We start from the raw sequence: 25,685 nt of genomic DNA, 5'->3' as shown, positions 1-25,685 counted from the left end.
CGAGTCCCGACCCCACGCGCGATCAGCGCACGACGTACGTCACCAGCCGGCTGTTCGCGCCGCCCTCGTCGTCGGCGTCCTCGTCCGCGTCGTCGCAGTCGTCGTCCACGCTGTCGTCGGCGTCCTCGTCGTCCACGCCGTCATCGTCGGAGTCCTCGTCCCCGTCGGAAGTGCCGTCATCGTCGGAGTCGGGGTCGTCCGGGCTCGTTCCGTGCTCTGCCTCGTCCTCGTCGGCGACGCCATCGTCGTCGCTGTCGTCGTCGTCGGCCACGCAGGTCTCGTCGCTGTCGTCTGCATCCTCGTTGTCGATGCCGTCGTGGTCTGCGTCTTCGTCGCCGTCGCTGGTGCCGTCGTCGTCGGTATCCGGGTCGTCGACGTGCGTGGACGTGCTGTGGTCGTGCACCTCGTCGCCGTCGTCGTGACCGTCACCGTCCGTGTCCTCGTCCTGAGGGTCGGTGCCCTTCTTGAACTCACCCAGGTTCTTCAGCCCGTCGTGGTCAGCGTCCTTCTTGGCGTTGGCCTGGTGTGGGTTGAGCCCGTGGCGGGCCTCCCAGCGGTTCGGCATCCCGTCGTGGTCGGAGTCGCGCATACCGGCAACCGCGTCGGAGGACAACGAGCCCAGGGACAGCGGGACTGCGATGCCGGCCAGCCCGGCGGCGAAGTAGGCAGTGGCGCGACGGCGAGTGGTGGGGGGCGTGCTGGTCATCTTGGCTCCTCAGCGGGGTGATAGGACGGCTCACGCTAGGGACGCGAATGTTGTCCGGACCTCAAATCCGGCCAAACTCGGGGTGAGAGAGTTCTTAGGCCGCGCCGCCTCGCGCCGTCGGCGGGCCGCCGTAGGGTTGTTGCGTGCCTGCCGACTACCGCCCGGAGCCGGGGTCGATCCCGACCCAGCCGGGCGTCTACCGGTTCCGGGACGCCCTGGGCCGGGTGATCTACGTCGGCAAGGCCAAGAACCTGCGCGCCCGGCTGTCGTCCTACTTCCAGGACCTCGGCAACCTCCACCAGCGCACCGCCGCGATGGTCACCACCGGTGCCAGCGTGGAGTGGACGGTGGTCAACACCGAGGTCGAGGCTCTCCAGCTCGAGTACTCCTGGATCAAGGAGTTCGACCCGCGGTTCAACGTCAAGTACCGCGACGACAAGTCCTACCCGTGGTTGGCGGTGACCGTGGGCGACGAGTTCCCGCGCGTGATGGTCGGGCGGGGCGCGAAGCGCAAGGGCACCCGCTACTTCGGCCCCTACAGTCACGCCTGGGCGATCCGGGAGACCGTCGACATCCTGTTGCGGGTCTTCCCGATGCGCTCGTGCAGCAACGGGGTGTTCAAGCGCTCCAGCCAGATCGGCCGACCCTGTCTGCTCGGCTACATCGGCAAGTGCGTGGCCCCGTGCGTCGGCAACGTCACCGCCGAGGAGCACCGGGAGATCGTCGACGACTTCTGCGACTTCATGGCGGGGCAGACCCGGCCGTTCATCCGGCGCATCGAGAAGGAGATGTACGCCGCCTCGGACGCCGAGGACTACGAGCGGGCCGCCCGGCTCCGCGACGACCTGGGCGCCATCAACCGGGCGCTGGAGAAGCAGGCGGTCGTCCTCGGTGACGGTGCCGACGCCGACGTCGTGGCGCTGGCCGAGGACCCGCTCGAGGTGGCGGTGCAGATCTTCTACGTGCGCGGCGGACGGGTGCGCGGCCAGCGGGGCTGGGTCGCCGACCGCGTCGAGGAGGGCGGGACTGCCGAGCTCGTCGAGGACTTCCTGCTCCAGCTCTATGCAGGGGCGGACCCCGACTCGATCCCACGGGAGATCCTGGTGCCGGCGCTGCCGCCGGACGTGGCGACGTTCGAGCAGCTGCTCGGCGACCTGCGGGGGAGCCGGGTGCGCATCCGGGTGCCGCAGCGCGGCGACAAGAAGGCGTTGCAGGAGACCGTCGCCCGCAACGCCGGCCAGTCCCTCGCGCTCCACAAGACCAAGCGCGCCAGCGACCTCACCACCCGCAACCTGGCCCTGGAGGAGCTCCAGCAGTCGCTCGGGCTGGACGAGGTGCCGCTGCGGATCGAGTGCTACGACGTGTCCAACCTGCAGGGCACCGAGGTCGTCGCGTCGATGGTCGTGTTCGAGGACGGGTTGGCGCGCAAGAGCGAATACCGCCGGTTCGTGATCAAGGGCTCAGGCACCGAACCAGTCGGCCAGAACGACGTCGCCGCGATGCACGAGGTGATCACCCGGCGGTTCCGGCGGCTGCTCGACGAGCAGGCCCGCAGCGAGCTGCGGCCGGGGGACGAGACCACCGGCCCGATGCTGGTCGATCCGGAGACCGGCCGCCCGCGCAAGTTCGCCTACGCGCCCGGGCTGGTCGTCGTCGACGGAGGCGCGCCCCAGGTGGCGGCCGCCCAGCGCGCACTCGACGAGCTCGGCATCGACGACATCCCGGTCTGCGGCCTGGCCAAGCGCCTCGAGGAGGTCTGGTTGCCCGGCCAGGAGGACCCCGTCATCCTTCGTCGTTCGTCGGAGGGTCTCTACCTGCTCCAGCGGGTGCGGGACGAGGCCCACCGCTTCGCGATCACCCACCACCGCGGCCGCCGGTCCAAGTCGATGGTCGAGAGCATGCTCGACGACGTGCCCGGCCTCGGAGAGGTCCGCCGCAAGACCCTGCTCAAGCACTTCGGGTCGTTGAAGAAGCTGCGCGAGGCCAGCGCCGACGACATCGCCCAGGTCCCGGGCATCGGGATGCGCACCGCAGGTGCCATCAAGGAGGCTGTCCTCGCAACCAGCGGCAACGCCGGCCCCGCAGGCCGCGGCGTGTCCGTCAACACCGCGACAGGGGAGATCGACGAATGAGACCGGGCGAGCTCGTGGTGGTCACCGGCATGACCGGTGCCGGGCGCAGCACGGCGGCCAAGGAGCTCGAGGACCTCGGGTTCTACGTCGTCGACAACCTGCCGCCGAGCCTGCTCAAGGACGTGGTCGCGCTGGTCGACGAGAGCCGCGGCCCGGAGCAGCCGATCGCCGTGGTCGTCGACGTCCGCTCGGGCTCGTTCTTCGCCTCCCTCGAGGCCAACCTGGCCCACGGGGCCACGGGCCGGCACGCGACCCTGGTCTTCCTCGAGGCCACCGACGAGGTGCTGGTCCGGCGGCAGGAGGCGGCCCGGCGGCCACACCCGCTCCAGGGCGACGGGCGCCTGCTCGACGGTCTCCAGATGGAGCGCGTCGTCCTCGCCTCCCTGCGGGCGGATGCCGACCTGGTGATCGACACCTCGGCCCTCAACGTCCACCAGCTCACCGACCGGATCGCCGAGGAGTTCGGCACTCCGGAGACGGTCCGGCTGCGGGTGAGCGTGGTGAGCTTCGGCTTCAAGTACGGCATCCCCGTGGACGCCGACTACGTCGCGGACATGCGGTTCCTGCCCAACCCCCACTGGATCCCCGAGCTGCGGCCGCAGACCGGCCGGTCCGCGGCCGTGGCCGACTACGTGCTTGGCCAGGAGGGCGCCGAGGAGTTCCTGGCGACCTACACCGACCTGATCGCGGGCGTGGCCGACGGTTACCTGCGCGAGGGCAAGCGGTTCGCGCAGGTGGCGATCGGCTGCACCGGTGGCAAGCACCGCAGCGTCGCGATGGCCGAGGAGCTGGTGCGCCGGCTCACCGAGCGCGGGGTCGAGGCCCGTGCCGTGCACCGGGACCTGGGCCGCGAATGAGCCCAACTCCCCGTGAGGTCGCCCAGTCCGTCGTCGCCTTCGGCGGTGGCCACGGGCTGCACGCCTCCCTCTCCGCGCTGCGCCTGCTCGTCGACGAGCTCGTGGTCGACGACCTCACCGCGGTCGTCACGGTCGCCGACAACGGCGGTTCGTCCGGGCGGCTGCGCGGCGAGTTCGGCGTCCTGCCCCCTGGTGACCTGCGGATGGCCCTGGCGGCACTCTGCGGCACCGATGACTGGGGGGTCACCTGGTCCAAGGTGCTTCAGCACCGGTTCGCCGGTGAGGGCGACATGAACGGCCACGTCGTCGGCAACCTGCTCATCGTCGGGCTCTGGGAGCTGCTCGGCGACCACGTCGACGCCCTGGACTACGTCGGCCGGCTGCTCGGTGCGACCGGCCGCGTGCTGCCGATGGCCCTGACCCCCATGGACATCACCGCCGAGGTCCGGGGGCTTGTGCCCGGAGACCCTGACCGGCTCACCCCGGTCCGCGGCCAGGTCGAGGTCGCGACCACCGAGGGCGTCATCGACTCCATCGCCCTGGTGCCCGCGGACCCCCCGGCCGCCCCCGCCGCCCTGGAGGCGATCGCCGCCGCCGACTGGGTGGTGCTCGGCCCGGGATCGTGGTTCACCTCCGTCATCCCGCACCTTCTCGTCCCGGCCCTGCGCCGGGCGATAGTCAGCACCGACGCCCGGGTGATCGTGGTGCTCAACCTGGTCGACGAGGCGGGGGAGACCACCGGCTTCGCGCCGGCCGACCACCTGGCGGTCCTGGCCGAGCACGCCCCCGACCTCAAGGTGCACACGGTGCTCGTGGACGCCGGCGGCCCGGCCCAGGAGCTCGCGGAGCTGGCCGACGTCGTGTCGGCCTACGGCGCCTCGCTCGCGGTCCACGACGTGGCCGAGAGCCCGGGCAGCGCCCGCCACGACCCGGCCAAGCTGGCCGCCGCATTCGCCTCGATCCTCAGCCCGTAAAGGGTTGTTGACGTGCGTGCGAGGATCGGCCCATGGCGATGACGGCGCAGGTGAAGTCCGAGCTGGCCAGCACCCAGACGACCAAGACCTGCTGCCGCAAGGCCGAGGTGGCGACCATGCTGCGCTTCGCCGGCGGGCTGCACATCGTCAACGGCAAGATCGTCGTCGAGGCCGAGCTCGACACCGGCGCCGCCGCCCGGCGGCTGCGCACCGACGTCGCCGAGGTCTACGGCCACCAGTCCGACGTCGTCATGGTGCAGGGAAGCGGGATCCGCAAGGGGAGCCGCTACCTCGTCCGGGTGGTCAAGGACGGCGAGGCGCTGGCCCGCCAGACCGGTCTGCTCGACCAACGGGGCCGTCCCGTCCGTGGCCTGCCGCCGGCCGTCGTCTCCGGTGGGGGCTGCGACGCGGTGGCCGCATGGCGGGGTGCGTTCCTGGCCCACGGGTCGCTGACCGAGCCCGGGCGGTCGTCCTCGCTGGAGGTCACCTGCCCCGGCCCCGAGGCCGCCCTGGCGCTGGTCGGGGTGGCCCGTCGACTGGGCATCCAAGCCAAGGCGCGCGAGGTGCGGGGCGTCGACCGGGTCGTGCTCCGCGACGGCGACCTGATCGGCCAGCTCCTCACCCGGTTGGGCGCCCACGAGTCGCTGATGGCCTGGGAGGAACGCCGGATGCGTCGCGAGGTCCGCGCCACGGCCAACCGGCTCGCGAACTTCGACGACGCCAACCTGCGCCGGTCGGCCCGGGCCGCCGTGGCGGCCGGCGCGCGCGTCGAGCGGGCCCTGGAGATCCTCGGCGACGAGATCCCCGACCACCTGCGCCAGGCCGGCGACCTCCGCCTGGAGCACAAGCAGGCCTCGCTCGAGGAGCTCGGACAGCTGCACGACCCCGTGCTCACCAAGGATGCGATCGCCGGCCGGATCCGGCGCCTCCTCGCGATGGCCGACCGTCGCGCCGAGGAGCTCGGCATCCCGGACACGGAGGCGTCGCTGACCCCGGAGATGCTGGCCGACGAAGGCTGACCGAGCCTAGTCTCGGCGCGTGTTCCCACGCTTCCGCCGGGTCATCTCCCAGCAGCCACTGGGCCTTCTCGCGCTCGTCGTAGCCATGTCGGGGACGGCGTACGCGGCGTCGTTGCCACGCAACAGCGTGGGTCCCGACCAGATCCGGTCCAACGCTGTCCGCAGTGCCGAGATCAAGGACGGTTCCCTGAGAGCCAAGGACTTCAGGGAAGGTCAGCTCCCACCGGGACCAGCCGGACCCGCCGGGATTTCGGCGAAGAGACTCAGCGGGGCCTTGCACGGCACTGGTACCGCGGCGCTCGGCAGCGTCCTGGGCTATTCGTTCGCCCTCCGCTGTGTGAGCAGCCCGGCGGCGGCGACCGCCTACCTGACGGTCAGCGGCCCGAGCTCGATCGCCGCCGTCAGCCAGTTCCAGTCGATCAACGACGGTCCGGTCACCAGCAAGGTCGACAGGTACGTGGTCGGCACCGACACAGACGTGCTGAGCGCCGAGTCCACGGACGCGACCTCGTTCCTGGAGCTGAGTGGCACGGTGCAGCTGCGGGGGGTCGACAACGACACACCGGTCGTGTCGGTCTCGGCGCACATCATCGTTATCGACAACCCCTACAACACGAAGGACGACTGCGGGATCCTCGGCACCGCGGTCCCCGCGGTGGACTGAACGCGGTTACTCGCACGTACGCCGGACCGCGGACGCCCTGGAGGCGGCTGGCCTATAGGGTCGGTTTGAACGTTCCATCCACCTCCAGGAGCAACTGATCGTGACTGTGCGCGTAGGCATCAACGGCTTCGGCCGCATCGGCCGCAACTTCTTCCGGGCCGCGGTGGCCTCGGGTGCCGACATCGAGATCGTGGCCGCCAACGACCTCACCGACAACAAGACGCTGGCGACGTTGCTGAAGTACGACTCGATCCTGGGCCGGCTCGACGGCGACGTGACCCACACCGACACCGAGATCAGCGCCGCCGGCCACACCTTCAAGGTCTTCGAGGAGCGCGACCCGGCCAAGCTGGACTGGGCCGGCGTCGGCGCCGACGTCGTCATCGAGTCCACCGGCTTCTTCACCGACGCGGTGCAGGCCCGTGCGCACGTCGACGGCGGCGCCAAGAAGGTCATCATCTCCGCCCCCGCGAAGAACGAGGACGTCACCGTCGTGATGGGCGTCAACGAGGGCGACTACGACCCGGCCGCGCACACGATCATCTCCAACGCCTCGTGCACGACCAACTGCCTGGCCCCGATGGCCAAGGTCCTCAACGACGAGTTCGGGATCGTCAAGGGCTTGATGACCACGGTGCACGCCTACACCGGTGACCAGAACCTGCTCGACGGTCCCCACAAGGACCTGCGTCGGGCCCGCTCCGCGGCGACCAACATCGTCCCGACCTCGACGGGTGCCGCCAAGGCCATCGGCCTGGTCCTCCCCGAGCTCAAGGGCAAGCTCGACGGCTACGCGCTGCGCGTGCCGGTGCCGACCGGCTCGGCCACCGACCTCACCTTCGAGGCCGGCCGGGAGACCACCGTCGAGGAGGTCAACGCGGTGGTCAAGGCGGCCGCCGACGGACGCATCCTGCGCTACAGCGAGGACCCGATCGTCTCCAGCGACATCACCACCGACCCGGCGTCCTGCATCTTCGATGCGCCGCTCACCAAGGTCATCGGCAACCAGGTCAAGGTCGTCGGCTGGTACGACAACGAGTGGGGCTACTCCAACCGGCTGGTCGACCTGATCGAGTACGTCGGCAAGACGCTCTGACCATGGGGGAGTACGCCGGGCTCGGCGAGGTCGCGGGAAAGCGCGTCCTGGTCCGCTCCGACCTCAACGTGCCCCTGGACGGTGCGCGGATCACCGACGAGGGCCGGATCCGGGCGAGCCTGCCGACGATCCAGGCGCTGGCCGAGGCCGGTGCGCGCGTCGTCGTCACCGCACACCTCGGCCGGCCCAAGGGCGCCCCCGAGGAGCGCTACAGCCTCCGTCCGGTCGCCGGACGGCTGGGTGAGCTGCTCGGCAGGCCGGTGGCGTTCGCGACCGACACGGTCGGCGAGTCCGCCCGGGCGGTAGTCGGCGGGCTGGGCGACGGGGACGTCGCGGTGCTGGAGAACGTCCGGTTCAACCAGGGCGAGACGAGCAAGGACGATGCCGAGCGAGGCGCGTTCGCCGACGAGCTCGCGGCCCTGGCCGACGCGTTCGTCAGCGACGGCTTCGGGGTGGTGCACCGCAAGCAGGCCTCGGTCTACGACGTGGCGCAGCGGCTCCCGCACGCCATGGGCGGCCTGGTCGCGGCGGAGCTGGAGGTGATGCGCCGGCTGACGGAGGACCCTCGGCGGCCCTACGCGGTGGTCCTGGGCGGCTCGAAGGTTTCGGACAAGCTCGGGGTGATCGACAACCTCCTGGACAAGGCGGACTCCCTGCTCATCGGTGGGGGAATGGTCTTCACGTTCCTTGCCGCCGAGGGCCACGAGGTGGGCAAGAGCCTCCTCGAGGACGACCAGGTCGAGACCTGCAAGGCCTACCTGGCCCGCGCCGAGGAGTCGGGCGTGCGGATCGTCCTGCCGACCGACATCGTGGTCGACACAGCATTCCCCTCCGCCGACCGCGAGGCGCAGCCGCAGGTCGTCCCCGCCGACGAGATCCCGGCCGACGCGCTCGGGCTCGACATCGGCCCGGACTCCGGCCGTGACTTCGCCGAGATCGTCGCCGAGGCCGCCACCGTGTTCTGGAACGGCCCGATGGGGGTCTTCGAGACTGCGGCGTTCGCCGACGGAACCCGGGCGGTGGCCGAGGCGTTGACCGAGGTGACCGCCAAGGGCGGGCTGTCCGTCGTCGGTGGCGGTGACTCGGCCGCGGCGGTCCGCAAGCTGGGCTTCGCCGACGACGCGTTCGGCCACATCTCCACCGGTGGTGGCGCAAGCCTGGAGTTCCTCGAGGGCAAGACCCTCCCCGGTATCGCTGTACTCGAAGACTGATGCACGGGGGCTCCGCCCCCGTGGACCCCCGGGCTGGCACCCTGTCCCAGCCCCCCGACACGAGAGAACCAGATGGCAACCACTCGTACTCCGCTGATGGCGGGCAACTGGAAGATGAACCTCAACCACCAGGAAGCGGTGGTGCTGGTCCAGAAGCTCGCCTGGACGCTGGACGACAAGAAGCACGACTACGGGCGTGTCGAGGTGGTGGTCGTGCCGCCGTTCACCGACATCCGCTCGGTGCAGACGCTCGTCGACGGCGACCGGCTCTCCATCAAGTACGGCGCCCAGGACGTCTCGACGCAGGACTCCGGCGCGTTCACCGGTGAGATCTCCGCCTCGATGCTCGCCAAGCTGGGCTGCTCCTACGTCGTCGTCGGTCACTCCGAGCGGCGCGAGCACCACGCGGAGACCGACGAGGTGGTCAACGCCAAGGCGCACAAGGCGCTGGGCGCCGACATGACCCCCATCGTGTGCGTGGGTGAGGGCCTGGAGGTCCGGCAGGCCGGCGAGCACGTGCCCTACACGATGTCGCAGGTCGAGGGCTCGCTGGCCGGGTTCACCGCCGAGCAGGTCGCCGGCCTGGTGGTCGCCTACGAGCCCGTCTGGGCCATCGGCACCGGCGAGGTGGCCACTCCGCAGGACGCCCAGGAGGTCTGCCAGGCGATCCGTGGCCAGATCCGGGAGGCCTACGGCGATGCCGCGGCGGGCGGCGTACGCATCCTCTACGGCGGCTCGGTGAAGGCATCCAACGTCGCCGGGATCATGGCCGAGGCGGACGTCGACGGGTGCCTCGTCGGTGGCGCCAGCCTCCAGGCCGACGAGTTCGGCGGCATCTGCCGCTTCTACGACATGCCGGCCCTCTGACCTGCGGCTACCCGGCCCGCTCCCGCCACTCGATCACCCCTTCGGGTGATTGACCGAACCTGACGTAGGATTCCCCAACGTGGACCTGTTCTTCACCGTCGTGCTGATGATCTCTAGCGCGCTGATGATTCTTCTCGTGCTCCTCCACAAGGGGCGCGGGGGTGGCCTCTCCGACATGTTCGGGGGCGGCGTCTCCAGCTCATTGGGCGGCTCATCCGTCGCCGAGCGCAACCTCGACCGGCTGACCGTTGGCATCGGTGCCATCTGGTTCGCCTGTGTCATCGCTTTGGGCCTCTTGCTGGCCTACCAGAGCTGAAAGCCTGAGGAAGACACCATGGCTGGTGGTGGAAACGCGATCCGGGGAAGCCGGGTCGGCGCTGGGCCGATGGGGGAGGCGGAGCGCGGCGAGTCCGCGCCCCGGCAGGCGGTCACCTACTTCTGCTCGCACGGACACCGGTCCGTGGTCACCTTCGCGGTCGAGGCCGCCGTCCCCGAGACCTGGGACTGCCCCAAGTGCGGTCTGCCCGCCAGCGTCGACTCGGACAACCCGCCGCCGGCGCCCAAGATCGAGCCCTACAAGACGCACCTCGCCTACGTGAAGGAGCGCCGCTCCGACAAGGAGGCGGCGGACATCCTCGACGAGGCGATCCAGCTGCTGCGCACCCGCCGCAAGGCCGGCGAGATCATCTTCTAGCCCCACGCGCGGCGAGCGAGCGCAGCGAGCGAGACGCGCGAGGGCGGCGCTGGTCGAGGAGGCGCGCTAGCGCCGTCACGAGACCAGGTGAGCTGTCGCTCCCAACACGACCGAGGGCTTGAGTCCCAGCGTCCGTCACCACGTCTCGTGACGCCCGCTGCGCGGGCTCCTCGACGACCGCCGCTCGCCTCGCTCGCTGCGCTCGCTACAGCTCGCTCGCAGCGGCCCGGTCGAGGAACCAGATCGTCTCGATTTGCCCTGACACCCCGGCCGCCGGCGCGTCGTGCACGTCGGTGCCGTCGGCCAGGGCCAGGGCGACCGCATCGGCCTTGTCCTCACCGCTGACCACGAACCACACCGAACGGGCCCGGTTGAGGCAGGGCAACGTCAGGCTGATCCGGTCCGGCGGCGGCTTGGGGGAGTCGTGGACCGCCACCGCGATCTCGTCGGCATCGAGCTGCGGATAGCCGGGGAACAGCGAGGCGACGTGGGCGTCGGGCCCCAGGCCGAGCAGCACGATCTCGAAGGTGCCGCTGCCGTGGGCGCGGAGCTCCTCGGCGTACGCCGCCGCACCGGCCTCGGCCGACTCCGCGGACTCCGTCGACGGCATCGGGTGGACGAGGGCCGGGTCGACGTCGACCTGGTCGAGGAACGCCTCGCGGGCCTGGCGTTCGTTGCGGTCGGGCGAGGCCGGCTCCACGAACCGCTCGTCGCCCCACCAGAAGACCACCCGGGACCAGTCGACCTCGCTGCCGATCTCGCTCTCATGGGTCAGCCGGAGCAGCTCGCGGTGGACCGCGTCGGCGACCGAGCCGCCGGTGAGGGCGATCTGGGGCACGCCGCCGTCTGCCTGCGCGTCGACGAGCCGGGCGACCAGCTCGCCGGCGACGGCCACCGCCAGGTGGTCGCGGTCCTCGTGGACCTCGATAAGCGGTTCGTGTTCGTGGATGTCGGTCATCAGCGGCGATGCCTCCGGTAGTAGGCGATCAGTGCCTGGGTCGAGGAGTCCTGCTGGGCCGCGACGGCCTCGTCACCGGCGACGGCCGGGGCGAGCTGCTGGGCGAGCTGCTTGCCAAGCTCGACCCCCCACTGGTCGAAGCTGTCGATGCCCCAGACCACGCCCTGGGTGAAGGTGATGTGCTCGTAGAGCGCGATGAGCTGCCCCAGCACGGCCGGGGTCAGCTCCGGCGCCATGATCGACGCGGTGGGCCGGTTGCCGGTGAACACCCGGGCCGGGACGATCTCCTCCGCGGTGCCCTCCGCCCGCACCTCCTCGGCGGTCTTGCCGAAGGCCAGCGCCCGGGTCTGGGCGAAGAAGTTGGCAAGGAACAGCTCGTGGACGTCGTTGGTCTGTCCGTCGTGGACGTCGGTCAGCGGGTACGCCGGGTTCGCGAAGGCGATGAAATCCGCGGGCACCAGGCGGGTGCCCTGGTGGATCAGCTGGTAGAACGCGTGCTGCCCGTTGGTGCCGGGCTCGCCCCAGAACACCTCGCCGGTGTCGCTGGTGACCTGCGTGCCGTCCCAGCGGACGCTCTTGCCGTTGGACTCCATGGTCAGCTGCTGGAGATAGGCCGGGAAGCGGTGAAGCAGCTGCGAGTAGGGCAGCACCGCGTGGGTCTGGGCCCCCAGGAAGTCGGCGTACCAGACGTTGATCAGCCCCATCAGGAGCGGCACGTTGCGGGCCGGGTCCGTGGTCCGGAAGTGCTCGTCCATGGCGTGGAGGCCGGCCAGGAACTCGGCGAACCGCACCGGGCCGATCGCCACGACCAGCGACGTGCCGATCGCCGAGCTGACCGAGTAGCGGCCGCCCACCCAGTCCCAGAACCCGAACGCGTTGGCCGGGTCGATGCCGAAGTCCTCGACCTTGTCCAGCGCGGTGGAGACGGCGACGAAGTGCCGGGCGACGGCCTCCTTCTCGTCGTGCTCGCTGAGGCCGTCGAGCAGCCACGACTTGCACAGCCGCGCGTTGGTCAGCGTCTCGAGCGTCCCGAAGGTCTTGCTGGAGACGATGAACAGTGTCGTCGCCGGGTCCAGGCCCTTGAGGGTGGTGCCCGCGTCGGTCGGGTCGATGTTGCTGATGAACCGGCACTCGAGGCCGTCCTGCCGGTACGGCTCCAGCGCCTCGTAGGCCATGACGGGACCGAGGTCCGAGCCGCCGATGCCGATGTTGACCACGGTGCGGATCCGCTCGCCGGTCACCCCGGTCCAGGCTCCGGAACGGACCTGCTCGGCGAAGGCGTACACGCGCTCGAGGACCTCGTGGACATCGGCGACGACGTCCTGGCCGTCGACCTCCAGCGTCGCATCGGCGGGCAGCCGGAGTGCCGTGTGCAGCACCGCCCGGTCCTCGGTGACGTTGATGTGCTCGCCGCGGAACATCGCGTCGCGTCGGGTGGCGACGCCGGTCTCCTCGGCCAGGTCGAGCAGCGCGACGAGGACCTCGCCGTCGACCAGTCCCTTGGACAGGTCGACGATGAGGTCCGCGGCCTCGAACGTCAGCGAAGAGGCGCGCTGCGCGTCCTCCGCGAACCAGGCGCGCAGGTCCGGCGAGAAGTCCGCCGCGAGGTCGGCGAGCCGGCCCCGGGCAGCAGCGGTCACACCCGCCCCACTACGCCTGGTCCATCTGGCTCTGGACGGTCTCGACCAGCTCGTCCCACGACTTCTTGAACTTGTCGACGCCCTCGGTCTCTAGCACCACCAGCACGTCGTCGAAGTCGATCCCGACGGCGGCGAGCTCGTCGAAGACCTCTTGGGCTTCCGCGGCCCGTCCGGAGACCTGGTCGCCCTGGACCTCACCGTGGTCGGCGAAGGCCTCCAGGGTCTTCTCCGGCATCGTGTTGACGGTGTCGGCGACCACCAGGTCGGTGACGTAGAGGGTGTCGGGGTAGTCGGGGTTCTTGACGCCGGTGGAGGCCCACAACGGCCGCTGCGGGTTGGCACCCTTCTCGAGCAGCCTGCGCCAGCGGTCGGAGTCCAGGACCTCCTCGAACGCGGCGTACGCCAGCCGGGCGTTGGCGATCGCCGCCTGGCCGCGCAGGGCGAGGGCGTCGTCGCTGCCGCTCCGTTCGGCGATGGCCTCGAGGCGCTTGTCGACCTCCGTGTCCACCCGGGACACGAAGAACGACGCGACCGACTGGATCCGGGCGAGGTCGAGGCCCGCGTCGAAAGCCCCCTCAAGTCCGGTCAGATAGGCGTCCATGACCTCGCGGTAGCGCTCGGTGCTGAAGATCAGGGTCACGTTGACGCTGATCCCCTCCGAGATGGCCGTGGCGATGGCCGGCAGTCCTTCCTTCGTCGCGGGGATCTTGATCAGCGCGTTGGGCTTGCCGACAGCGGACCAGAGCGCGCGGGCCGAGTCGACGGTGCCCTCGGTGTCGTTGGCCAGGTCGGGCTCGACCTCGATGGAGACCCGGCCGTCGGCCCCTGTCGTCTCCGCGACCGGCGCCAGCACGTCGCACGCGTTGCGCACGTCCTCGGTGGTCAGCTCGAAGACGACCTTGGTGACGTCGGCGCCGCCCGCCACCAGCTTGCGGACCTGGTCGTCGTAACGCTCACCATCTGCGATCGCCGAGGCGAAGATCGTCGGGTTGGTGGTGACGCCGACGACGTGCTTCTCCTTCACGAGGTCGGCCAGGTTGCCGGTCTCGATGCGCTCCCGGGAGAGGTCGTCGAGCCAGATGGACACCCCTGAGTCGGCGAGCTCCTGCAGACGGTCACTCATGAACTGCTCCCTTCTCGGACGCTGTCACGCGCCGCGTCGGCGACTGCCGCAGCGGTGATGCCGTACTCCTGGTAGATCCGCGCGTAGTCGGCCGAGGCGCCGTAGCGGTCGATGGACACGATCCGGCCGCGGTCCCCGACGTACTCTCGCCAACCCTGCTTGACTCCCGCCTCGACGGCCACGCGGGCCTTGACGATCGGCGGGAGGACGGTGTCGCGGTAGGCGGCGTCCTGCTCGTCGAACCACTCCAGGCACGGCAGGGAGACCACCCGGGCCGAGATGCCGTCGGCGGCCAGCAGCTTGCGCGCCTCGACTGCCAGCTGCACCTCCGACCCCGTGGCCATGAGCACGACGTCAGGGGTGCCACTCTCGGCGTCGATGAGCACGTAGCCACCGCGGTGCACCTCCGTGGTGTCGGCGAACCCGTCGACACCACGGGGGAAGACCGGCACGTTCTGCCGGGTCAGGGCGAGGGCCGCCGGGCGGTCGCTGTGGGACAGGACGGTCTGCCAGCAGGCCGAGACCTCGTTGGCGTCGGCCGGGCGGACGACGTCGAGCCCCGGCATCGCCCGCAGGGCGGCGAGGTGCTCGATCGGCTGGTGGGTCGGGCCGTCCTCGCCGAGGCCGATCGAATCGTGGGTCCAGACGTAGGTCACCGGCAGCTGGCTGAGCGCGGCCACCCGCACCGCACCGCGCATGTAGTCGGAGAACGTGAGGAAGGTGCCGCCGAAGACCCGGGTCAGGCCGTCGGCCGCGATGCCGTTCATGATCGCGCCCATGCCGTGCTCGCGGATCCCGAAGTGGAGCACCCGGCCCTGGTAGGGGTCGCCCTGCCACTCCTTGGTCGAGCGGCTCTCCGGGATGAAGGACGGCGCCGACTTGATCGTGGTGTTGTTGGAGCCGGCGAGGTCGGCCGAGCCGCCCCAGAGCTCCGGCATGACCTCGGCGATCGCGTTGATCACCTGGCCCGAGGCCGACCTGGTCGCGACGCCCTTCTCGCTGGGCTCGAAGGTCGGCAGCGCGTCGGCGAAGCCGTCGGGGAGCGTGCGGGCCTTGAGCCGGTGCAGCAGGGTGGCGGACTCGGGGAAGGCCTGTGCCCAGGCGGCGTACTGCTCGTCCCAGGCCGCGCCCCACTCGGCGCCGCGCTCGCGCAGCCGACGGGTGTGCTCGATCACGTCCGCCGGGACCTCGAACGTCTTGTCGGGGTCCCAGCCGAGGATCTTCTTGGTCGCCGCGACCTCCTCTTCGCCGAGCGCGCTGCCGTGTGCCTGCTCGGTGCCCTGGGCGTTCGGTGCGGGCCAGGCGATGATCGTGTCGAGGACGATCAGCGACGGCTTGTCAGTGACCTCGCGGGCCGCGGCCACGGCGGCGAACAGCGCGGGGACGTCTTCTCGGTAGTCGGTGCCGCCGTTGGTCCAGTCGACCACCTGGACGTGCCAGCCGTAGGCCTCGTAGCGGCCCGCGACGTCCTCGGTGAAGGCCACGTCGGTGTCGCCCTCGATCGAGATTCGGTTGCGGTCGTAGATCATCGTGATGTTGCCCAGCTGCTGGGTGCCGGCGATGGAGCTGGCCTCGCCGCTGACGCCCTCCTCGAGGTCGCCGTCGGAGCAGATCACGTAGACGTGGTGGTCGAAGAGGCTCTCGCCGGGCGCGGCGTCGGGGTCGAGCAGCCCGTGGAGGCGACGGCCGGACATCGCCATGCCGACGGCGTTCGCGACACCCTGACCCAGGGGCCCGGTCGTCACCTCGACGCCCGGTGTGTGGTGCAGCTCCGGGTGACCGGGGGTCTTGGAGCCCCACGTGCGGAGCGCCTGGAGGTCCTCCAGCTCGAGACCGAACCCGCCCAGGAAGAGCTGGGTGTAGAGGGTGATGCTCGAGTGTCCGCAGGAGAGCACGAAGCGGTCGCGGGCGATCCACTCGGGGTCGGCGGGGTCGTGACGCATGACCTTCTGGAACAGGAGATACGCCGCCGGTGCCAGGCTCATCGCGGTTCCGGGATGGCCGTTGCCGACCTTCTGGACGGCGTCCATGGCGAGCACCCGGGCGGTGTCCACCGCCTTGTCGTCGAGCTCGGTCCAGTCGAGGGTGGGGGCAGCGCTCACAGGTGTCCTTCCAGGGACTTCGGGTCCTGCCGAGCCTACTCACCGACCGCCGTAGACTCTCCCCGTCCCAGTGCCCGATCTCGCGAGGAAACACGTGACCTACGTCGGCCAGTCCGTGCCGGGCCTCGGGCACCCGGAGGACGCCCGACCCCAGAGCGACGTGGCGACGTGGCGCGACGTCGTCGCGGCCTACGTCGGCCTCACCAAGCCCCGCGTGATCGAGCTCCTGCTGCTGACGACGGTGCCGGTGATGTTCTTCGCCGCTGGGGGAGTCCCGGAGCTGGGCCTGGTCGTGGCGACGGTGGTCGGTGGCGCGTTCTCCGCCGGGTCGGCGTCGGTCTTCAACTGCGTCTACGACCGCGACATCGACGAGCAGATGCGGCGCACCCGCCGTCGGGCGCTGCCGCGCCACCTCGTGTCCCCGCGCTCCGCGCTGGTCTTCGGCTTCGTCCTGGCAGCCCTCTCGACCATCGTCCTGCTGCTCTGGGTCAACCCGTTGTCCGCGGCGCTCGCGCTGCTCGCCAACGCGTTCTACGTCTTCGGCTACACGATGCTGCTCAAGCGCCGCACGACCCAGAACATCGTCTGGGGCGGACTGGCCGGGTGCTTCCCGGCCCTGATCGGCTGGACCGCGGTCACCGGCGAGCTGGCCTGGACGCCGGTCGTGCTGTTCGCGGTGGTGTTCTTCTGGACGCCGCCGCACACCTGGGCGCTCGCCCTGCGCTACCGCGAGGACTACGCCAACGTGGACGTGCCGATGCTGCCGGTGGTGGTGCCCGCACGGGAGGTCGGGCGGCAGGTCGTCGTCTACAGCTGGGTGATGGTCGCGGTATCGCTGCTGCTGTGGCCGGTCGCGCACACCGGGGTCGTCTACCCGGTCGCCGCCATGGTGCTGGGTGCCGGCTTCCTGCTCGAGGCACACCGGATGTGGGGCCGGACGCGGGGGACCGAGGACCTGAGCGTCATCGCGCCGATGCGCCTCTTCCACTCCTCCAACCTCTACCTGTCCCTGCTCTTCGTGGCCGTCGCGCTCGACCCCCTGCTGACCCGTTAGTCAGCGCGCCCCGGACCGCGTCGCCGGGTAGGTCGCCGGCATGTAACGGATCGGGCACGTCCAGACATGATCATCCTGTCGGTCAGTTACGAGTAGCCCAAACGGGCCATGCTCGCTAGCCTGACGACCTGAGTTGACACGTGTCGGGTGCTCCCCCGAGACGTGCCGACGCTGACTGGGGGGTCAGCGCCTGACCTCCCTACCTATGGGGGGTAATCAGCAATGACAGTGGGGATGTCGCGCGGGCAGCGCGACCCGTTCGGACATCTGCGTGGGCGCCGGTCTCGGCAGCCGCGGATCAGCATCGTGGTGCCGGCACTCAACGAGGCTCGAAACCTCGAGGCCGTCCTGCCGACGCTGCCGCCGGTCCACGAGGTGATCCTCGTGGACGGTGGGTCGGTCGACGGCACGGTCGAGGCCGCCCAGGCGACCCTGCCCGGCATCCAGGTGGTGCGTCAGCTCCGCCGCGGAAAGGGCAACGCGCTGGCCGCCGGGTTCGCACAGGTCACCGGTGACATCGTCGTGATGTTCGACGCGGACGGTTCGGCGGATCCGGCGGAGATCCCGCTGTTCGTGGAGGTGCTGGTCAGCGGTGCCGACTTCGCCAAGGGCTCGCGCTTCTGCCCCGGAGGCGGCAGCTCCGACATCACACCGATCCGCAATGTCGGCAACAAGTTCCTCAACACCCTCATGAACGTGTCTTTCCGGACCCGTTTCACCGACCTCTGCTACGGCTACAACGCGTTCTGGGCCGACCTGATCCCGCTCCTGGATCTGCCGGACCACGAGCTCGTGGTGCCGAGCGAGATCGGGATGCTCTGGGGCGACGGCTTCGAGATCGAGACACTCATCAACTGTCGCTTCGCCGCCGCCGGGGTGTCGATCGCCGAGGTGCCCAGCGTCGAGCGCGACCGCATCCACGGGACGAGCAACCTTCGGGCCGTCTCCGACGGGCTGCGCGTGCTGCGCACGCTCCGCACCGAGTACGCACGGTCGCGCGCGGTCATCGCTCACAACGTCTCGCGGAGCACTGCCCCCCTGGCGTCTTGAACCTCTGGCATCCTGACGGGATGGGGTTACGCGTCGGGATGATCGCGACGCGTTGTCAGCCGGAGATCGGGGGCATCGAGTCCCACGTCGCCGAGGTCGCCGGACGGCTGGTCGCACATGGCTACCAGCTCGAGATCCTGACGACCGACCGAAGCGGGACGCTCCCGAAGGTCGAGCGCACCGCCGGTGGCTACACGATCCGGCGTTTCCGCGCCTATCCGGCCTCGCGGGACTGGTACTTCAGCCCCGGCCTGTTCCTCGCGGCGCTGCGCGCGGACTACGACCTCGTGCACGTGCAGGGGGTCCACACCCTGGTGCCGCCGATGGCCATGCTCGCGGCGCTGCTCCGCCGTCGCCCCTATCTGCTGACATTCCACACCGGGGGCAACTCCAGTGCGTTCCGGGAGCGGGCGCGCAGCACCCAGTGGCGCATCCTCGCCCCGCTGCTGCGCCGTGCGGAGCGACTGGTCGGGGTCTCGGTCTACGAGGGCCACCGTTTCGACGAGGTGCTGGGCTGGCCACCGGGCACGATCACGGTCATCCGCAACGGCGGGTCCTTGCCCGCCGTGGACGAGTCGGTCGAGCGAGTGCCGGGACGCATCGTCAGCGTCGGACGGGTCGAGCGCTACAAGGGCCACCACCGAGCCATCGAGGCGCTGCCGCACCTGCTCAAGACCCATCCCGACGCGCACGTGCAGGTGCTGGGCAGCGGACCCTACGAGGACGAGCTGCTCGCGCTCGCGAGGTCCCTGGGTGTGGGCGACCGCGTCAGCGTGGAGTTCATCCCACCCGTGGACCGGGCACTGATGGGGGAGCGGATGGCGTCCGCCAGTGTGATGACCCTGCTGAGTGACTACGAGGCCCATCCGGTGTCGGTCATGGAGGCCCTCACCGCGGGCACCCCGGCCGTGGTCAGCCGCACCTCGGGCCTCACCGAGCTTGCCGACCTGGGGTGGGTGGTCGGCGTCGACCAGCACGCGACGCCGGAGGAGACGGCCGCGGCGATCGCACGCCAGCTCGAGGACCCGGTGCTACCCGATCCGTCCACCTTGCCCACTTGGGAGACGTGTGTTGCTGGTGTGGCGGATACTTACGACTCGATCGTCAAGAACGTAGAGCAGGCTGGTTGATCCTGTTCCACCGCGACCCGGAGGAGACGGGCATGCCGAGGGCGCTGCGCGAGCCGGAGGTGCCCGTAGGGCACAGCTCCGGTGGCTCGGCGGACCAGTCGACCGCCAGCGGCCTCCCCGACTGGGTCGCGCGCCGCCCCGAGACCATCGCGATCCTCGTGTCCCTGGTCGGCCTCTTCGTGCAGGTCGTCGGCTACAGCCTCGGCTGGGCCGGGGACGACGGCACGGCCATCGTGCTCTGGTACGTCGGCTTCGGCCTCATCATCTCGCCCTTCGCCGCGCTGCTCGTGCTCGAGGGCCGCAGCGCCCACCAACGCCTCGGAGCGTCCTTGGCGCTGACCCTGGTCGTCTACGCGTCGTGGCTGCTCTCCAACCCGGTCATGTCCACCCGGTTCGACGAGAACCTGCACGTGACCACCCTGGTCGACCTGATCGAGCACGCCGAGTTCTTCCAGGTCAACAGCATGCTGCCGGTCTCGCCCCACTTCCCTGGGCTCGAGCTGGCCACCGCGGGGATCCACTGGCTGACCGGGCTGCCTCTGTTCGCATGCCAGGTCATCGTGGTGGCGACCGCACGGATCACGTTCGTCACGGCGCTCTTCCTGCTGGCCAGCCGGGTCGGCCGGTCGACCACCGCGGGCGGTTTCGCCGTCCTGGTCTACGCCGCGAGCACGCAGTTCTACTTCTTCAACGCCCAGTTCTCGTACCAGACGGTGGCCATCGCCATGGTGATGGCGGCGTTCTACCTCCTGACCCGCGCGTTCGACAGCCCCGTCGAACGGCCATGGACGCTGCTGGTGACCGCACAGATGTGCCTGGCGGCACTCGCGGTCACGCACCACCTGACCAGCTGGATCACGCTGGCGACACTGTGGGTGCTGGCCTTCTTCTTCTGGTGGGGCGGGGAGCGGCGCCGGTTCCAGCTCACGCTCGTGACCGCCGAGCTGGCAACCGCGGCGGTCGCCGCGTGGACCGCGGTGATCGCGCCGCTGCTCATCGACTACCTGCGCCCCATCTTCAGGGAGGCGACCGACCAGCTCTCCACCGTCCTCGCGGGCGGGACGTCTCGAACCATCGGCGTCGCCGGCGACGGGTCCGCCGCTCCGCAGTGGGAGACCGCGGTGATGGCTGCCTCGGTGGTGCTCTGGTGCCTGCTGCTCCTGCCGGCCGGCTGGCGCGCCTGGCGAGGTGGCTCCATCGGGGCGACCCGGGCCCGCTACGTCCCGCTGCTGGTCGCGCTGGCGTTCCCGGCGCTGCAGGCGTCCCGGTTCTCGACGGCAGCCGGCGAGATCGGCGACCGCGCCTCGACGTTCGTCTTCATGGCCATGGCTCTGGTCGTCGGCGCCTGGGCGGCCGCCAACGTGACCGCGGTCCGCACGGTGGTGGTCCCGTCGGCGCTGGTGCTGGTCCTGGGCGGGACGATCATCGGGAGCGGCCCTGACTGGCAGCGGGTGCCCGGCCCGTTCCTGGCCGGCGCCGAGCAGCGCTCGATCGACGAGACCACGGTCGCGGTGGCCAAGTGGTCGGGCAAGCACCTGCCGGACGGCTCGACGGTCGCCGCTGACTTCACCTTCAGCAGGCTCATCCCCAACTTCGCCGACGTCACCGCCGTCACCCAGCCGGCGGGCTTCGAGAGCGTCACCCCGATGTTCATCTCCGAGTCGATGAACCAGTTCTCCCTCGAGCTGATCCTGCGCAACGAAGTCGACTTCGTCGTCGTCGACACCCGGCTGGTGGGCCAGACGCAGAAGTCCGGCTGCTTCTACGAGGGTTGCGCCGGCTACGGCGCGGAGGCCGCCACGGTGACCGCCGCGATGGTGCAGAAGTTCGAGGACCAGCCGGGGTTCGACCTCGTGCTCGACGGCCCGGTGAGGGTCTACGACGTCCGCGAGCTGCGAGGGGTGCCGGCGCCGTTCGAGGACCGGCCCGACCCGGGGCTGCCTGGTGCGTGGGTTCCCTGGCAGGTGGGACTGGCCGCGCTGCTGGTGCTCGTCGGGGTGGTCCTGCGGCGGAACCTGCTCCACTTCCGCCGCTTCCGGGCCCCTGACGCCTGGCGGTTCGCGCTCTTCCTCCCGGCGGCCATGGCGCTCGGTGCCATCGGCGTACCGCTGGGCTTCACCCCGCTGGCCGGCGCCGTCGCCGCGGGGGTCCTGTTCTACATCCTGCTGCGCCTGAGCACCGACCCGGAGCCCCTGCCGAGCAGGTGGACCCGCGAGTCGTGGCTCTGGGGCGGCGTGATCGGGGCGCTGGGACTGGCCTGCGTCGCCCTGGCGTTGCTCTCGGCCTATCACGGCCTCATGCAGGGGACACCGCTGCTTGCGCCGCTCGGCGGAGGTGGCTCGTGAGGCGGCTCGCGAGCCCGTTCCGGGGCGGGGGAGAGGGTGGCATCTGGTCGCCGTTCCGCTCCCTGCTGACCGCGCAGGTCGTGGGGGCCGTGCTCGGGCTGGTCTTCTGGGTGCTGGCGGCCCGGTTGGTCGACGCGCACGAGGTCGGAGTGGCGGCGGCCGCGATCAGCGCCCAGACCCTCCTGGGCATCGTGACCGTGCTCGGCATCGGGACCGTGCTCATTTCCGACCTGCCCCTGCACGCGCCACACCGTCAGCGGCAGCTGGTCCTCCGTGGCCTCCTCGTGGTCATGGTGTCGTCGGCCGGCCTCGGGTCGGTGCTGGTCGCCCTGAGCCCGCTGTTCACCACGAACCTGAGGGAGGCGCTCGGTGACCCGATCGGGGCCGTGACCTTCGTCGTCGGGGTTGTCGCGGCCGCCTGGTCGATCGTGGCCGACGAGGCCGCGCTGGGTGTGAAGAAGTCGTCTGTGCAGGTGCATCGCAACCTGCTCGCCTCCAGCCTCCGCTTCCCGATCACCGCAGGCCTGCTGGCCCTCGGCCTCACCGATGCCCACGTACTCCAGGTGTGCTGGGTGCTGCCCCTGGTGATCTCGGTGCCGTTCGCGCTGTGGCGGTTGCGGCTGCCGAGGCGGGCCGCCGGCGACGTCTCCAGCCCCTCGCTGCGCAGCGACCTGGCGACCTTCCGCGGCCCTGCCCTGCGCAACCACGCGCTCAGCCTGTCGTTGGCGTCTGCGTCGCAGATGGTCCCGGTGGTCGCGGGTGTCACACTCGCCTCGGTGCCCAACGCGGAGTTCGCGATCGCCTGGCTGATGGCGACGTTCGTGTTCCTTCCGCCGTACCTTCTAGCGATCGCCCTGTTCGCTCACGGCGCCAACGTCTCGACCGAGGAGTTTCGCAAGAGCATGGAGAAGACACTGCCCGCTTCGTTGCTGCTGAGTGCCACGCTCTGCGTCGGCGCTTGGCTGCTCGGCGAACCCGTACTGCGCATCTTCGGAGGGGACTACGCCTCCGAGTCGTGGAAGATCCTCGCGCTCCTGGTGCCCGCCGGACTCTGGATGTGCTTCAAGGACCACCTCGTGGCGCTCTGGCGCTCGCAGCGGCGCTTCGGGCTGGCGACCAAGCTGGCCGGTTCAGCCCTGCTCATCGAGGTCACGGGCGCCACGATCGGTGCAGTCGCAGGCGGTGCGGTCGGGCTGTGCGTGGGGTGGCTCATCGCCATGGCGGTCGAGGCCCTGCTGGCCACCCCATGGCTCCGCGAGGCCTTCGGCGGGCTGCACTGGCAGTCCCCGATCTCGTTGCGACAGCGTGCCGAGACAGGTCGTACGTCGCCGTCCGTCGTCGCCATGGTCGCGATCGTGGCCCTGGTCGTGTCCGTCGGGGTCTGGGCCTCGACCCGTGGCTCGGATGCCGGCCCGGGACCTGCAGGGCCGTCCGCGGATGCCACGACCACCGGCACCACCGAGGACCCCGACGCCTGCGCTCGCACCGATTCGAGTCCCGGGCCGATGATCGACCTCGGGATCCAGGCCTCCCGAGGCAACCAGAGGCCCGCCCAGCTCTCCGTCGCCCAGGTGCGCACGCTGGTCCAGAAGGCCCGGGCTGCAGGTGCCGGGATCATCTCGACATCGGCCTCGTTCAAAGCGCTCAAACCGACCGAGGAAGGCGCCTACCGGTTCGAAAACCTCGACCGTGTCGTCGACCTGGCCCGCGAGGCCGGGCTCGAGGTCAAGCTGCGGATGACCTGGACGCCGCGCTGGGCCCTCGACGAGGACCCGGTCGGTGCCCGTCAGGCACCCCGCAGCGACGCCGAGCTGGCCCGCTGGGAGACCTTCGTCCGCGACGTCATGCGGCACGTCGACGGCAAGGTCGGCTACGTCGAGGTCTGGACCGAACCCAACTCCCAGCGTTACTGGCCGACCGGCCCGGACCCGGTGGAGTTCGCCCGGCTTCTCGACGTCAGCTCCCGGGCGATCCACTCCGCCTCCCCGGATGTCCAGGTGATCGCAGGCGGGTTGCGCGGCAACGACATCGGCTTCCTCCAAGAGATGTACGACGCCTTCGAAACCCTCGGGCTCGAGGGCACCCCGTTCGACATGCTCGGCGTGGAGCCGTTCAACGGCGGCGCCGCACCGGAGGCCTACGACGAGGGTCAGATCTACACGGTCGAGCCCTACGGACAGGTCGACGGCAACTTCCTGGGCTTCGAGACCCTGCGCGACATCATGGTCCAGCACGGCGACGGGGACCTGTCGATCTACATCACCCTGTTCGGCTACTCCACGACCGGCACCCAGCACTCCGCGGGCGTCGACGACGCCACGCGGGCTGCCTACCTCACCTCCGCGCTGGATCTCGCCGCCTGCCGCAGCTATGTCGGCGCGTTCTCGTGGTATGCCTTCCACCCCAACCCGTGGGACCCGTCGCCCTGGACCCTCCTCGACAAGGCGGGCGAGCCGACCGAGACCTACGACGCTCTGGTGGCGTGGAGCGGCGGCACCCCAGAGTGACCAACGATTTTCTCCGTTCTCCACGCGCGGGCTTCCTCGTGGTGCCAGACTTCGAGGTGAAGGCACTCGGGTTGCGTCAGGAGGTGAGTCCGGGTGGCGGCCACGCACTTCGTCCCCCCGGCGGAAGAGCACGCCTCGGACGCAGGGGCGAGCGGCCCGTCGACGGGCGCCCCGGTGGCGACCGGCAGGGCCTGTCAGTGCGGTCACATCGAGGGCGCGCACGAGCACTACCGCCGGGGCACCGACTGCGCGCTCTGCCCGTGTGCCCGGTTCCGGAAGGCGGACCGCCACCTGCGCCGGCAGTCCTAGCCCTCAGCCGTACGTGAGGGTCCTCCAGCTCGCCCAGTTCTACCCTCCCGTCATCGGCGGTGAGGAGCGCCATGTGCGCAACCTGTCGAGCGAGCTCGCGCGTCGCGGGCACGAGGTGCACGTCGCCTGTCTCGACGTCGGCACAGAGCCGGAACACGACCCCGGCGTCACGGTGCACCCGCTGGCCAACGTGGGTGCGAAGATGCCCGCGCTCTACCCGACCGCAGATCGGCCGCTGGCATTGCCCGTGCCGGACCCGTTGGTCGTCCGCGCGCTGGCGCGTGTGGTGCGCCACGTCCAGCCGGACATCGTGCACGCACACAACTGGATCATCAACTCCTACCTGCCGCTGCCCTCGGCACGACGACTGCCGCTCGTCTACTCACTCCACGACTACAGCCACCTGTGTCCGACCAAGCGGCTGATGTACCACGAGGAGCCTTGCTCCGGTCCGGCACCGCGGAAGTGCTTCGAGTGCACGACCGACTGGTACGGCGCGGGTCGCGGACCGGCCATCCAGGCGCTCGTCGCGACCGGCCGGCCGGTGCGCAACCGGCTCGTCGACCTCTTCACCCCCGTGAGCACGTTCGTGGGCCGGGCCAACCAGCTCGACGACCAGGGAGTGACGTGGCGGACCGTTCCCAACTTCGTCCCGGACTCGCTGACGGTCCGTCCGGTCGCCGAGCGGGATCCGGCACTGCCCCCGGGGGACTACCTGTTCTTCGCCGGTGACCTGAGTGCCCAGAAGGGCGTCCCGACGTTGCTGGCGGCGCACCAGCGTCTCGACCCTCGCAGCAGGCCGGCACTCATGCTGGTCGGCAACCCCTCCACGCCGCTCGGCGAGGTCTCGCAGGACGTCCACTTCGGTGACAAGTGGGCCCACGAGCGGGTCGTCTCCGGCTTCCAGCACGCGCTCGGGGCGGTCCTCCCCAGCGTGTGGCCCGACCCGTGCCCGACGACCGTGCTCGAGGCGATGGCGCTGGGCACCCCGCTGGTGACCACGCCCATGGGTGGCATCGCCGACATGGTCACCGACGGCGAGTCCGCGTTGGTGGTGGGACCCGGGGACGTCGAGGCCACCGAGGCGGCACTCAGCCGGCTGGTCGCGGAACCCGGGTTGAGGGACCGACTTGCGGCGGGGGCACGCGTCCGGGTCCAGCCCTACCTGCAGAGCGCGGTGGCGGACACGTTCACCGGCATCTACGGGGACCTGCACTCCCGCTACCGCGACGACCACTAGGTTGACG

General features: G+C 70.4%; 21 protein-coding genes. 16 read left to right on the top strand and 5 right to left on the bottom strand.

The window, feature by feature from the left end:
- Nucleotides 1-22 precede the first annotated feature (22 nt).
- Entirely contained in the window at nucleotides 23-706 is a 684-nt protein-coding gene (locus tag ACYVC6_RS19470) for a hypothetical protein (protein WP_460716115.1), read from the bottom strand.
- A 143-nt stretch (nucleotides 707-849) separates the two neighbouring features.
- Here ACYVC6_RS19470 and uvrC point away from each other — a divergent pair, with 143 nt between their 5' ends.
- The 10 genes from uvrC to ACYVC6_RS19420 all read left to right on the top strand — a co-directional run bounded on the left by uvrC (nucleotide 850) and on the right by ACYVC6_RS19420 (nucleotide 10,220).
- Nucleotides 850-2,838, top strand: a complete 1,989-nt coding sequence (gene uvrC / locus ACYVC6_RS19465) for an excinuclease ABC subunit UvrC (RefSeq protein ID WP_460716114.1) — start codon at nucleotides 850-852, stop codon at nucleotides 2,836-2,838.
- On the top strand, nucleotides 2,835-3,695 hold the full coding sequence (gene rapZ / locus ACYVC6_RS19460) for an RNase adapter RapZ (protein WP_460716112.1): 861 nt from the start codon (nucleotides 2,835-2,837) through the stop codon (nucleotides 3,693-3,695). The genes uvrC and rapZ overlap by 4 nt, the downstream gene beginning before the upstream one ends.
- Nucleotides 3,692-4,669, top strand: coding sequence for a gluconeogenesis factor YvcK family protein (locus ACYVC6_RS19455; RefSeq protein ID WP_460716111.1), 978 nt, complete (start codon nucleotides 3,692-3,694; stop codon nucleotides 4,667-4,669). Before rapZ ends, ACYVC6_RS19455 begins: the two co-directional genes overlap by 4 nt.
- A gap of 32 nt (nucleotides 4,670-4,701) precedes the next feature.
- On the top strand, nucleotides 4,702-5,688 hold the full coding sequence (gene whiA, locus ACYVC6_RS19450) for a DNA-binding protein WhiA (RefSeq protein ID WP_460716110.1): 987 nt from the start codon (nucleotides 4,702-4,704) through the stop codon (nucleotides 5,686-5,688).
- Nucleotides 5,689-5,707: 19 nt separating this feature from the next.
- Nucleotides 5,708-6,352, top strand: a complete 645-nt coding sequence (locus ACYVC6_RS19445) for a hypothetical protein (protein ID WP_460716108.1) — start codon at nucleotides 5,708-5,710, stop codon at nucleotides 6,350-6,352.
- A gap of 100 nt (nucleotides 6,353-6,452) precedes the next feature.
- A complete protein-coding gene (gap, locus tag ACYVC6_RS19440; protein ID WP_460716107.1) occupies nucleotides 6,453-7,448 on the top strand; it encodes a type I glyceraldehyde-3-phosphate dehydrogenase in 996 nt (331 codons plus the stop codon).
- Nucleotides 7,449-7,450: 2 nt separating this feature from the next.
- Nucleotides 7,451-8,659 (top strand): phosphoglycerate kinase, encoded by a 1,209-nt coding sequence (locus ACYVC6_RS19435; protein WP_460716106.1) that lies wholly within the window; start codon nucleotides 7,451-7,453, stop codon nucleotides 8,657-8,659.
- A 72-nt stretch (nucleotides 8,660-8,731) separates the two neighbouring features.
- Nucleotides 8,732-9,526, top strand: a complete 795-nt coding sequence (gene tpiA / locus ACYVC6_RS19430; RefSeq protein ID WP_460716105.1) for a triose-phosphate isomerase — start codon at nucleotides 8,732-8,734, stop codon at nucleotides 9,524-9,526.
- A 79-nt stretch (nucleotides 9,527-9,605) separates the two neighbouring features.
- Complete coding sequence (gene secG / locus ACYVC6_RS19425) at nucleotides 9,606-9,842, top strand: preprotein translocase subunit SecG (protein WP_460716104.1); 237 nt, start codon at nucleotides 9,606-9,608, stop codon at nucleotides 9,840-9,842.
- Between the two features lie 18 nt (nucleotides 9,843-9,860).
- Entirely contained in the window at nucleotides 9,861-10,220 is a 360-nt protein-coding gene (locus ACYVC6_RS19420; RefSeq protein WP_460716103.1) for an RNA polymerase-binding protein RbpA, read from the top strand.
- Between the two features lie 205 nt (nucleotides 10,221-10,425).
- On the opposite strand, the gene pgl is transcribed toward ACYVC6_RS19420, so the two are convergent.
- The 4 genes from pgl to tkt are packed head-to-tail and all read right to left on the bottom strand — an operon-like array spanning nucleotide 10,426 to nucleotide 16,043.
- The gene (gene pgl / locus ACYVC6_RS19415) at nucleotides 10,426-11,178 is read right to left on the bottom strand and encodes a 6-phosphogluconolactonase (protein WP_460716102.1); all 753 of its coding nucleotides are present in this window, start codon (nucleotides 11,176-11,178) and stop codon (nucleotides 10,426-10,428) included.
- The gene (pgi, locus tag ACYVC6_RS19410; RefSeq protein ID WP_460716101.1) at nucleotides 11,178-12,818 is read right to left on the bottom strand and encodes a glucose-6-phosphate isomerase; all 1,641 of its coding nucleotides are present in this window, start codon (nucleotides 12,816-12,818) and stop codon (nucleotides 11,178-11,180) included. Before pgi ends, pgl begins: the two co-directional genes overlap by 1 nt.
- A gap of 10 nt (nucleotides 12,819-12,828) precedes the next feature.
- Nucleotides 12,829-13,941: a transaldolase gene (gene tal, locus ACYVC6_RS19405; protein WP_460716100.1), complete on the bottom strand. Its 1,113-nt coding sequence runs from the start codon at nucleotides 13,939-13,941 to the stop codon at nucleotides 12,829-12,831.
- Nucleotides 13,938-16,043, bottom strand: coding sequence for a transketolase (gene tkt / locus ACYVC6_RS19400; RefSeq protein WP_460716099.1), 2,106 nt, complete (start codon nucleotides 16,041-16,043; stop codon nucleotides 13,938-13,940). Before tkt ends, tal begins: the two co-directional genes overlap by 4 nt.
- Nucleotides 16,044-16,137: 94 nt before the next feature.
- Here tkt and ACYVC6_RS19395 point away from each other — a divergent pair, with 94 nt between their 5' ends.
- From ACYVC6_RS19395 to ACYVC6_RS19370, 6 genes are all read left to right on the top strand, one after another.
- Complete coding sequence (locus tag ACYVC6_RS19395) at nucleotides 16,138-17,097, top strand: heme o synthase (RefSeq protein WP_460716098.1); 960 nt, start codon at nucleotides 16,138-16,140, stop codon at nucleotides 17,095-17,097.
- A 222-nt stretch (nucleotides 17,098-17,319) separates the two neighbouring features.
- Nucleotides 17,320-18,147: a glycosyltransferase family 2 protein gene (locus ACYVC6_RS19390; RefSeq protein WP_460716097.1), complete on the top strand. Its 828-nt coding sequence runs from the start codon at nucleotides 17,320-17,322 to the stop codon at nucleotides 18,145-18,147.
- A 20-nt stretch (nucleotides 18,148-18,167) separates the two neighbouring features.
- Nucleotides 18,168-19,277: a glycosyltransferase family 4 protein gene (locus ACYVC6_RS19385; protein ID WP_460716096.1), complete on the top strand. Its 1,110-nt coding sequence runs from the start codon at nucleotides 18,168-18,170 to the stop codon at nucleotides 19,275-19,277.
- Between the two features lie 32 nt (nucleotides 19,278-19,309).
- Nucleotides 19,310-21,622: a hypothetical protein gene (locus ACYVC6_RS19380; RefSeq protein ID WP_460716095.1), complete on the top strand. Its 2,313-nt coding sequence runs from the start codon at nucleotides 19,310-19,312 to the stop codon at nucleotides 21,620-21,622.
- The gene (locus ACYVC6_RS19375) at nucleotides 21,619-24,129 is read left to right on the top strand and encodes a hypothetical protein (RefSeq protein WP_460716094.1); all 2,511 of its coding nucleotides are present in this window, start codon (nucleotides 21,619-21,621) and stop codon (nucleotides 24,127-24,129) included. Before ACYVC6_RS19380 ends, ACYVC6_RS19375 begins: the two co-directional genes overlap by 4 nt.
- A 322-nt stretch (nucleotides 24,130-24,451) precedes the next feature.
- Nucleotides 24,452-25,678, top strand: coding sequence for a glycosyltransferase family 4 protein (locus ACYVC6_RS19370; RefSeq protein WP_460716093.1), 1,227 nt, complete (start codon nucleotides 24,452-24,454; stop codon nucleotides 25,676-25,678).
- Nucleotides 25,679-25,685 lie beyond the last annotated feature (7 nt).

The organism is Nocardioides dilutus, assembly GCF_054779555.1.
Note: the sequence above shows the minus strand (reverse complement) of the source record. Positions and strands in the feature narration are given on the sequence as shown.

What these genes read in the sequence shown, in the direction of transcription:
- ACYVC6_RS19470 (WP_460716115.1), bottom strand. Translation starts at nt 706, where the DNA reads ATGACCAGCACGCCCCCCACCACTCGCCGTCGCGCCACTGCCTACTTC.
- ACYVC6_RS19385 (WP_460716096.1), top strand. Translation starts at nt 18,168, where the DNA reads ATGGGGTTACGCGTCGGGATGATCGCGACGCGTTGTCAGCCGGAGATC.
- ACYVC6_RS19420 (WP_460716103.1), top strand. Translation starts at nt 9,861, where the DNA reads ATGGCTGGTGGTGGAAACGCGATCCGGGGAAGCCGGGTCGGCGCTGGG.
- ACYVC6_RS19390 (WP_460716097.1), top strand. Translation starts at nt 17,320, where the DNA reads ATGACAGTGGGGATGTCGCGCGGGCAGCGCGACCCGTTCGGACATCTG.
- tal (WP_460716100.1), bottom strand. Translation starts at nt 13,941, where the DNA reads ATGAGTGACCGTCTGCAGGAGCTCGCCGACTCAGGGGTGTCCATCTGG.
- rapZ (WP_460716112.1), top strand. Translation starts at nt 2,835, where the DNA reads ATGAGACCGGGCGAGCTCGTGGTGGTCACCGGCATGACCGGTGCCGGG.
- whiA (WP_460716110.1), top strand. Translation starts at nt 4,702, where the DNA reads ATGGCGATGACGGCGCAGGTGAAGTCCGAGCTGGCCAGCACCCAGACG.
- ACYVC6_RS19455 (WP_460716111.1), top strand. Translation starts at nt 3,692, where the DNA reads ATGAGCCCAACTCCCCGTGAGGTCGCCCAGTCCGTCGTCGCCTTCGGC.
- pgl (WP_460716102.1), bottom strand. Translation starts at nt 11,178, where the DNA reads ATGACCGACATCCACGAACACGAACCGCTTATCGAGGTCCACGAGGAC.
- ACYVC6_RS19380 (WP_460716095.1), top strand. Translation starts at nt 19,310, where the DNA reads ATGCCGAGGGCGCTGCGCGAGCCGGAGGTGCCCGTAGGGCACAGCTCC.
- tpiA (WP_460716105.1), top strand. Translation starts at nt 8,732, where the DNA reads ATGGCAACCACTCGTACTCCGCTGATGGCGGGCAACTGGAAGATGAAC.
- ACYVC6_RS19435 (WP_460716106.1), top strand. Translation starts at nt 7,451, where the DNA reads ATGGGGGAGTACGCCGGGCTCGGCGAGGTCGCGGGAAAGCGCGTCCTG.